At 60.4% G+C, this 8,854-nt stretch carries 8 protein-coding genes; 1 reads left to right on the top strand and 7 read right to left on the bottom strand.

Going from position 1 to position 8,854, the window contains the following annotated elements; translation table 11 throughout:
- Positions 1-185: 185 nt before the first annotated feature.
- Positions 186-1,418 (bottom strand): M24 family metallopeptidase, encoded by a 1,233-nt coding sequence (locus AC1DUB_RS25080; protein WP_477731858.1) that lies wholly within the window; start codon positions 1,416-1,418, stop codon positions 186-188.
- Between the two features lie 330 nt (positions 1,419-1,748).
- On the opposite strand from AC1DUB_RS25080, the gene AC1DUB_RS25075 reads away from it, so the two are divergent.
- Positions 1,749-2,117 carry a hypothetical protein gene (locus AC1DUB_RS25075; protein WP_477731857.1) on the top strand — a complete coding sequence of 123 codons (369 nt, stop codon included), beginning with the start codon at positions 1,749-1,751 and terminating at the stop codon, positions 2,115-2,117.
- Between the two features lie 43 nt (positions 2,118-2,160).
- Here AC1DUB_RS25075 and AC1DUB_RS25070 read toward each other — a convergent pair whose 3' ends face one another.
- The 6 genes from AC1DUB_RS25070 to AC1DUB_RS25045 all read right to left on the bottom strand — a co-directional run bounded on the left by AC1DUB_RS25070 (position 2,161) and on the right by AC1DUB_RS25045 (position 8,763).
- On the bottom strand, positions 2,161-3,069 hold the full coding sequence (locus tag AC1DUB_RS25070) for a DMT family transporter (RefSeq protein WP_477731856.1): 909 nt from the start codon (positions 3,067-3,069) through the stop codon (positions 2,161-2,163).
- A gap of 68 nt (positions 3,070-3,137) precedes the next feature.
- Entirely contained in the window at positions 3,138-4,301 is a 1,164-nt protein-coding gene (locus tag AC1DUB_RS25065) for an ABC transporter substrate-binding protein (protein ID WP_477731855.1), read from the bottom strand.
- A gap of 297 nt (positions 4,302-4,598) precedes the next feature.
- Positions 4,599-6,008: an MmgE/PrpD family protein gene (locus AC1DUB_RS25060; RefSeq protein ID WP_477731854.1), complete on the bottom strand. Its 1,410-nt coding sequence runs from the start codon at positions 6,006-6,008 to the stop codon at positions 4,599-4,601.
- 66 nt (positions 6,009-6,074) lie between these two features.
- Positions 6,075-6,869, bottom strand: a complete 795-nt coding sequence (locus AC1DUB_RS25055; protein ID WP_477731853.1) for an ABC transporter permease — start codon at positions 6,867-6,869, stop codon at positions 6,075-6,077.
- Positions 6,866-7,726: an ABC transporter permease gene (locus AC1DUB_RS25050; RefSeq protein WP_477731852.1), complete on the bottom strand. Its 861-nt coding sequence runs from the start codon at positions 7,724-7,726 to the stop codon at positions 6,866-6,868. Before AC1DUB_RS25050 ends, AC1DUB_RS25055 begins: the two co-directional genes overlap by 4 nt.
- On the bottom strand, positions 7,723-8,763 hold the full coding sequence (locus AC1DUB_RS25045; RefSeq protein ID WP_477731861.1) for an ABC transporter ATP-binding protein: 1,041 nt from the start codon (positions 8,761-8,763) through the stop codon (positions 7,723-7,725). Before AC1DUB_RS25045 ends, AC1DUB_RS25050 begins: the two co-directional genes overlap by 4 nt.
- Positions 8,764-8,854 lie beyond the last annotated feature (91 nt).

Below are 8,854 nucleotides of genomic sequence, written 5' to 3'. Positions count from 1 at the left end.
GATGACCACTGGGCAACACCACGACGCAGGGTATCGTCTCAAGCTGCACGACAGAGACCAATGGATGTTCAGGGGCAATGGTAACTATCCCGAGGTCGCACTTCTCACTGACCCTTCCGCGCGAGACCGCTGAGCGGCCAGGTGCGGGAAGGCTGTGGACACTTCGTAGGACTTTGGGTGGTTGTTTACCGAATGATCGGAAGGATCTCCGGGCAAAGCGGCGTCACGAACTCGATGCCGTTCTCGCCGAGGTAAACACACTCCTCGAACTGGAAGACTGCACCGTCGCGTTCGAGCTTCGGTTCGACATGCAGAATCATCCCAGGACGTATCACCGTGTTGTCAAACGCTCCCAGAGACGGCGTTTCAACGACGTCCATTCCCCCGCCGTGGCCCAGTCTCGCCCCTTTTGATTTAGGGGTGTGCAAGGAAAAATTATTTCCGACATTCACTGGAGCCCACTTCTTCATGGCCTCTTGGTAGAACTCCGCGCACGTAATTCCCGGACGGATCGAGCGGCAAAGCTCGAGCGTGAGCTCGCGGACGGCCGTGTAGGTATCAAGCTCCCACGGTTCCGGCTCGCCAGCGCGCGCAATGCGATTGCGGTCCGCCGGGTATCCGCCATATGTTGCGCGAAAATCTGACCATACGTAATGGCCAGGCTCCAAGCGTCGATCTGTGGGCGGGCGCCCATAGGTGAAATCGCCCTTTCCGAAAATGACTGGGAAGGGATCGCCGCTTTCGGCGCCGTTGAGAAACGTCTGCGCTTGCATTATTCGCCACAACTCGTATTCGCTCATACCGATCCGCGCTTGGGCGATCGTTTGGTCGAATGCCTCGTTGCAGATAGCAAACGCAGTGCGCTTCAACTCAGCCTCGAAAGGCGTCTTGATTTGGCGAACACGCCAAAGTGTCGGAGAGGCGCTCTTCAAGGCGCTTCCCGTCGACAAATCGCGCAACGCGTCGATCAATGACAGAATTCCCCGACCGTTCATCTCATCACCATAATCGATGGCGATCCTGGGTGTCTTTCCCTTGAACTTGGCTCGAATCGAGTCCGCCACTAGGGCGACGCCTTGAGCAAGGTAGCCGTCGTAATAGAGCGCCGAGAATGCGCGCGGCTTCCAATCCACGTACCTCTGTTCATAGTTCGAACCGATAAGAATCAGGTCGGTGGCGGTGATCAGTGTGATGAAGGGTCTGGAATTGAAGTACCAAGAGAACGAGTGAAAGTCTGTGAAGTACCGGATGTTCTTGACATCCGTTAGAACAAGCAGGTCCAGCTGGTCGGCCTCCATCTCCTTGCGAATGTTTTTGAGGCGGTTCGCCAGTTCATCTGACGGGACGTCGGGGGCAGGGGGGCGAGATCCGGCGATCAGCAGGGGCGATGCATTGGTGGAGGTCGGTTTAGTTTCCATTAGTAGGTCTTTCGATTAAGGTTGTCTTGGTAGCCGGGTACAAGTAGCCATCGCTTCAAGTGAAGTTAGCGTACTTGCGATGCTTCATTCCGTCCAATTGCATTATTGGAGGTTCATATGCTTTAACCTTATTCTCATACCTACTTCACCTACCTCGGCCAGGAGCACGTCGGCAGTTGAGGTCGCCAGCGACAGTGACGAGGGACGCCAAGAGCAGCACCACGGATCATCGTCCGGCGCCTGGCCGCCGATCTGAGCGCGGTCGAGGTCATGCTGTAGGGCGCCCTCGTGCAGGTGGACGTGTGCATATGGTGCTCAAGCGCGACGGCTTTGCAGACAACCACAAGCGGTCTATTGCTTGTACCGCGAACAGGGCCGGTCCCTGCATCACATGCCCCCCAAGGATACAAGGATGCGCAACTGCGTCAGCCCAAGACATTGGCGCAGCAAATCAACCATATCTGGAGTATGGACTTCGTGGCCGACAACTTGTTCGACGGCCACAATCTAAGCATGCTGCCCGTGGTCGACTGCTATTACGGGAAAGGGTTGGCCATGCACGTTAGCCTGAAGGGAGATGACGTGGTTCGGGTCTTCATGGAACTGATGATCCATGGCGCCGAAGCGCTGTACGAACCCGGTTGCGATCCACATCGACTTCGATCTACACCTGCACCCACGTGGCAAGAGGCGGCATGAGGCTCGTCAGGCACATGTCCCCCAACGCGACGGGCTCGGCAGACTAGAGCTCTTCGACCGGAGTGCCCGGAATTGTACGCATGCGAATAACCGTTGCCGCGATGCCGCTGGCGATGATGATTCCGATGCCGATCCAGCCTCGTATCGGAATCTGGTCGCCAAAAATTAGCAGCCCAAGGACCGCGGAAAACAGGATTCCCGAGTACTGGAGGTTCGCCACGACAAGCGTGCCTGTCGTTGTAGCCGAATCGGAATACGCGCGAGTCATGCACCACTGTCCCAACGCGGCGAGGACGCCAATGGGAAGCAGCCAGATTGCGCCAGACCACGACCACGCAGACGGGCCGGTGACAGCCATGCCGAGTCCACCCCCGACAACGCAGCCCAAGGCGAAATAGAAGACTGTGCGAGTTTCCGGCTCACCTGCCTTGGAAAGGGCGACGACCTGCATGTATGCCAGGGCTGCGATAAGGCCTGAGAGCAACCCGACGATGCCGGCGAAGAGCTCGCCCGAGGGCAGTTGGGGGCGTAACAGAAGCAGGACGCCGGCAAAGCTTGCGACGACACTCAAGACCAGAGAGGCACGGATCGGGCCGTTGGTCGCACTCCCGGGTGCCGTTGCGAGCAGGGTACCGCAGATCATGAATACCGCGATCCAGATGCTACTCATGTAATGAAGCGCGCTTGCCGTCGCCAGCGGCAAGTACGCGATCGAATAGAACCACATCCCTAACGCGACCATGCCGACCAAGCTTCGCCACACGTGCATGCGTAAGTAGCTCGTGCGGAGGCTTACACCTTCTATGCGCACGAAGCCCCACATGAACGCCACACCAATCACCCCGCGGTAGAAGATCAATTCCGCGTTGCTGAAGCTTGCGGCAGCGAATTTGATGCACACGCTCATGACTGCGAACAGAAGTGACGCTACGATCATCCAGAGGGCTTGCATGTCAAACGGGATATTGGTGGCAGGGTCTGCTTGTTCGCCCGAGCGATTGCAGGTGTGCCGTGTTGGAACTACTCCACGACGCGTCCCGTGCCGCTGATCACAGTCAGCTCGACATAGCGTGAGCCGGTGGTGCTGCCGGGCTTGAAGGAGACGACGTGGCCGCCCAGGTTGAGGCTGCCCATGCCCTCGAGCGCCTTCGCGAAGCCGGCACGGTCGGCGCGGCTGCCCTGGCGCCTGGCCGCCTCGACAATGAGTTTGCCGGCCAGGAATCCTTCCATCGTTACGTAGCTGAGAGCGGCCGGCGCGATCGAGGCCGCACGGGCCGCTTCGCGCAGCTCCTTGGCTACCAACGGCGATTGCTTGTGCGGGTTGGGCACGACCTGCAGGATGACCACACCCTGCATGGCGGTGGACACAAAGGAAAGGCGCCACTCGCTCATCTCGCGGGCCACTTGCTCCATGTCGGCCCCCGAATAAATGAACAGTTGCCCACTGCCGCCGTTCTCGCGGTACTGCTCGATGAAGCGCGCGGCCGCCGGTCCACTGGCGATCAGCAGGATGGCCTGCGGCGACGCCTTGACCAAAGTCTCGACCGCAGATACCACCCGCGTGGTTCCCGCCTCGTATGCGGCGCGCGACACCAGCGCCGCGTCCGCCCTCCTGGCCGCGGCAGCCACCATCGCGCCAAGGGCTTCGGCATTGCCCCCCTCCTCGACCAACAACCCCCATCGCTTGATGCCAAGCACGCCCAGGTGCCCGGCGATCTTGTCAACCTCCTCCTGAATACCGGCCCGAGCATTGAAGAGCAGGGGCGTGTTCGACTCCCGCCGCACGGCGCGGTAGCCAAGTACGGCCACGCCCTGCTTCTCGAGCAGGCCGGATTGCACCAGCCCGTCCACGAACACGTCGCCGCACAAGCCCGCGAGCAGGACCGGACTCTCCTGGGCGAGCAGCTTGCGCGTCTCCTCCACCAGCTGGGCGGGCGGGCCGTCGACCTCCTTGCGCACCAGGGCGAAAGTGTTGCCGTTCACGCCGCCGGTGCGGTTGGCCTGCTTGAATGCCAGCTCCAACCCCGTGGCGTAGGCCCGGGCTTGTTTGGCCTCGGGTCCAGACTGTGGCGCGACTTGGCCCACCACTATCTCGATGGCCAAGCAGGCCGGCCCATGCACAACTGCTGCGGCGACCACGACCGTCCTCACCAAGCGCGAAAGGAAAACACTGGGATGCTTCAATGGAAGTTCTCCATAGGTAGATGGGGCGCGCAAGAGCGACGCAAGTGAAACGAGTTTGCGTCGCACCAATTCAGCGACTTGACCGTCCGCCACGTATGCAGGCGTGCGTAGAGCGACCACGCGGCCCAAGCTCTGAATGGCTCGTTGACCGGCGTGGACGGTTCTTCAAGCGCCTATGACTTCGGCGTTCGGCATAGCTTCTAAGACTCGCGGGTATTCCGGTCGGTAATCTGCAAGTCTCTCCAATCGGTCTTTCGCCCCGGGGTGGCTGCAGCATGGCAATCACGAGAAGTGGCATTAGGCCAGCACACTGCCTGGGATTTTCGTGGAGCTCGATTTCAAAAGAAAAATGCCGCTGATATCCTTTTGAACATCCAGTTGCTTGAGCGCAGCAAGGATGGGCTTGGGGTCACTTGGCTGAAACGCATGCTCCATGCAATTGTTAAACTTGCTCTCGATATCATTCCAGGTCGCAGGTTCGCCAGTTCCACGCTCGCTCATCCGGGTCCCGTCTTTGAATCTGACTTCGATATCCACTGCGTTTCCCCCCTTTTTGTCTTGGAGACGCATCTCGACAAGACGCATAAGTTGCCGAAATTCCTCGGAGGCAAGGAGCTCCGAGCTAAAGTGTTCCAGCGTCACGGCGCCATAACGCATGGCAGCGGCTATCGCAAAGTTCATACTGAACCTGGCCTCCGTTGGTGTCTGCGGGTCTGGGCACTGCAGATAGGACATCCGTTTTTCGGTGGAGATATAGCAAATTATTTGCTCCACTTGGTCGATGTCGAAGCCTTGTCGTTCCCGGATTTTTCTCATTCCGCCGATGCATGCATGCGCCTCCTGGCAGCAGGGATAACGCTTTACCTGGATACCAGGATGGATGAGTTCGATATGCTCGCCCGTCAGCGGCGGCAGACAAAACCCTGATATATTCGTCGGCGGCAATTCGATCTCTGAGCGCCGGCCGCCGGTAAAGGCGTGGATAAAGCCGTATTGCCCCTCGAGAATATCGTTTCCTGCCGTGAACTTCCTCTCGGCCAAAGCAGCCGCCATATAGCCGGCTTTTGCCGAGAGGCCGCAGTGCAAAGGCTTTACCATCGTCCCGCTGTTGTTAAGTATGCCGCCGGCATGCGAACAAGCGATCGCTAGCGCATGCTCGCTTCCGATGACGTCAAGGCCGCGAAGAACTGCACACGCCACCGCAGCGCCCAGAAGACCGAGCGTCGACATCGTATGCCACCCCTGATCCGTATGGTCGTCACCTAGGATTTCGCCAACCTTGCACGAAACCTCCATGCCCTTTACGTAAGCATGAATGAAGTGAAGGCCGCTTGGCGCCTTAGCATGATTTCTGGATAAATCGGCAACCGTGGCCAGTAACGCAGCGACAATAGATGCGCTGGGATGGAACGGAATCTTATTGCTCGTGTCGTCGAAGTCGTACGCATGAGCGGCCGTCCCGAGCAACTGGGCAGCCCCATCCAAAGTCTTCGCATATCCCCAGCCAGGCACAAGAAAATCATCGGGCGTGCCGGCCCAACAATTCGTCTCCGCCAAAATTTTCACAGCGTCTGTCCCGGTTCCAGCGTAGATGCAAGCCAGCGTGTCGGCGATATGGAGTTTGGCCTGCTCAATGGCAGCATGTGGAGGATGACGGGTATCTGCGGTGTAGACGGCTATAAGTTTTGTGGCGGATGGTTTTATCATCGAAATTCTGAGTTGAAATTTAAGCTTGCGATTGCAGGCAGACCCGCCCTGGAGCGGCTGCTGCCTTCAGGACCTGCCTCCGAGCACGCGATCCAGGCCGTAGAAGCGCTCAAGCGCCAGCATCAGCACCAAGGTCAGCAAGATCATCACCGTGGAGATGGAAGCCAGTAGCGGGTCGATCGTGTTGGTCATGTACGCGTACAGCTTGACCGGCAGTGTCTGCGTTCTGGGCGAGGCGACGAACACACTCAGGGTGAGCTCGTCGAAGCTGTTGATGAAGGCTAGCAGCCAGCCACCGGCGATGCCAGGCAGAATCAGCGGAAGCTCGATGCGTGCGAACACCGTCCACTGGGACGCGCCCAGCGACTCCGCTGCCTGCGCGACACTGCGGTCGAAGCCGGTCGCCGCCGCCACCACCAATCGGAGCACGTAAGGCGTCACCACCACCGCGTGGGCGAGCACCAGTCCGGTCATCGTGCCGGAAGCGCCGACCTGCGTGAGGAAACGCAGCATCGCGATGCCCAACACGATGTGCGGCACCATCAGCGGAGATAACAGAAGGCCCAACAAGGTCTCTCGCCCCTTGAATCGGTGCCAGGCGATCGCCATGCCGGCGGGCAGCGCAAACATCACGGCCAACGTTGCCGCGCCAGCGGCCAGGGCCACACTGCGATAGAACGCGTCGATGAAGTCTTGGTTGTCCAGGATTGCGCGGAACCAGCGCCACGACGCACCGTCGAAGGGCATGGCGATGTAGCCCTTGTCGGTGAAGGCCACCAAAACCACCATGACCAGCGGCGCGAGCATGAATGCAGCAAACAGGATATGGAACGCCAACCACGGGCGGGATAGGCGCGTCATGCGAACACCTGCTTGTAGCGCCGCTCGATGAAGCGGTTGGCCAGGACCGAGACGACCAGCACGAAGAGCATCAACACGCCGGCGAGAGCGGCGCCCATCGGCCAGTTCAGTTCGCCTAGGAACTCGTCGTAGATCGTGGTGGACACCACCTTCAGTCGCCGCCCGCCGATGATGGCCGGCGTAGCGAAGGCACTCGCCGCCAGGGCGAAGACGATCAGGCCGCCCGAGAGCACGCCCGGGATCACCTGGGGCAGGACGATCCTTCGCAGCACGGTCAAGGGGCCGGCGCCGAGCGAATCCGCGGCCTGCTCGGTCGTGAAGTCCAGCTTCTGCAGCGACGCCCAGACCGACAGCACCATGTAAGGCACCAGCACGTGCGACAGCGCGACCACCATCCCGGCGTAGGAATACATCAGACGAACCGGTTGGTCGACCCAACCCAACGCCAGCAGCGCCTTGTTGATCATCCCTTCGCTGCCCAGCAGGATCGCCCATCCGAGCGTGCGCACCACCACCGAGACCAGCAGCGGGCCGAGCACGATGACGATGGAAACGGCGCGCCAGCCGGCGGGCAGGCGGCTTAGCACATAGGCTTCGGGAACGCCAATAAGCATGCACACGCCGGTGACCACTATGGCGAGCAGGAAGGTACGCGCGAAGATCTGCAGATAGTAGTCATCGGCAACGATGTGGCCGTAGTTTTGTAGCGTGAGCGATCCGCTAATGCCTCCGCCCGGCTGCAGCGCATGAAAGCTGAGCGAGAAGATCATCACCAGCGGCACGGCGACCAAAGCGAGCACCACAAGGGTACCGGGTGCGCTCAGCCAGTACGGCAGGTTGTTGCGTTGCGGGTTCATGCCTGGCCCTCCGGCGCGACGATGCGAGCGTTGCTCAGGTCCCAGCCAAGGCCGACCTCGTCGCCCTCGTTTACGCTGGGTGGCGCGGTGTTCGCGCAGGCGACCTGCATCGTGCCTAGCGGCGTCTCGAGCTGAAACAGCCAGTGGTTTCCGAGAAACACACGCGCGCCGACGCGGCCACGCACAAGCGCGCCCTGTTCGACAAATTCGATCTTCTCGGGCCGCACGATGTAATCGGCTTTTCCTTTCAAAGCGCCCGGCGCGGCAGGCAGCGCGATGCCCTGCACCAGGAAACCGCCGTTGCTCATCGAGCCGCTGAACACATTGGCCCGCCCGAGAAAGGTGGAAGAGAACCGGCCGTTGGGCTGCTCGTACATCTCGTACGGCTTGCCAATCTGCTCGACGTGACCCCCGTTCATCAACACCACGCGGTCAGCCAGGGTCATGGCTTCGGCTTGGTCGTGGGTAACCATGATGGTGGTGATGCCCACGCGGCGCTGCAGCGCGCGCAGTTCGATCTGCATCTCTTCGCGCAGCTTGGCATCCAGCGCGCCCATGGGCTCGTCGAGCAACAGGACCGGCGGCCGGATCACCAGGGCGCGTGCCAAGGCGACCCGCTGGCGCTGCCCGCCCGAGAGTTCGCGCGGGTATCGGCCGGCCAATGCGCCAAGATGCACCAGCTCGAGCGCCTCCACCACGCGAGCCGCGCGCTCGGCGGCCGGCACGCCCCGCATCTCCAGCCCGAAGGCCACGTTCTGGGACACCGACATGTGCGGGAACAGCGCGTAGCTCTGGAACACGATGCCCAGGCCACGCCGGTTGCTGCGTAGCCCGGTGATATCTTGACCGTCGAGTTTCACCTGGCCGCTAGTGGGCTGAACGAACCCGGCCACCATCTGCAGCGTCGTCGTCTTACCGCAGCCCGACGGCCCTAGCAGGCAGACGAACTCGCCCTTCGACACGGAAAGACTAAAGCCGTCTACGACGACGTTCTCACCATACTGCTTAGTCAGCTCTTCGAGCTCAAGGAATGCCACGTTTTTCGTACCTTTATCTTCTACCACGACGGTGCTGCCCAACTGCTTTGTTCGCTCCTGGAGCTCGAGGAAAGCCATCTTTTGCGTACCT

This window comes from Polaromonas sp. P4_F9, from assembly GCF_056401235.1.
The sequence above is the reverse complement of the archived record's forward strand: the minus strand, read 5'-3'. Positions and strand labels throughout refer to the sequence as shown.

What these genes read in the sequence shown, in the direction of transcription:
- AC1DUB_RS25060 (WP_477731854.1), bottom strand. Translation starts at nt 6,008, where the DNA reads ATGATAAAACCATCCGCCACAAAACTTATAGCCGTCTACACCGCAGAT.
- AC1DUB_RS25070 (WP_477731856.1), bottom strand. Translation starts at nt 3,069, where the DNA reads ATGCAAGCCCTCTGGATGATCGTAGCGTCACTTCTGTTCGCAGTCATG.
- AC1DUB_RS25050 (WP_477731852.1), bottom strand. Translation starts at nt 7,726, where the DNA reads ATGAACCCGCAACGCAACAACCTGCCGTACTGGCTGAGCGCACCCGGT.
- AC1DUB_RS25080 (WP_477731858.1), bottom strand. Translation starts at nt 1,418, where the DNA reads ATGGAAACTAAACCGACCTCCACCAATGCATCGCCCCTGCTGATCGCC.
- AC1DUB_RS25055 (WP_477731853.1), bottom strand. Translation starts at nt 6,869, where the DNA reads ATGACGCGCCTATCCCGCCCGTGGTTGGCGTTCCATATCCTGTTTGCT.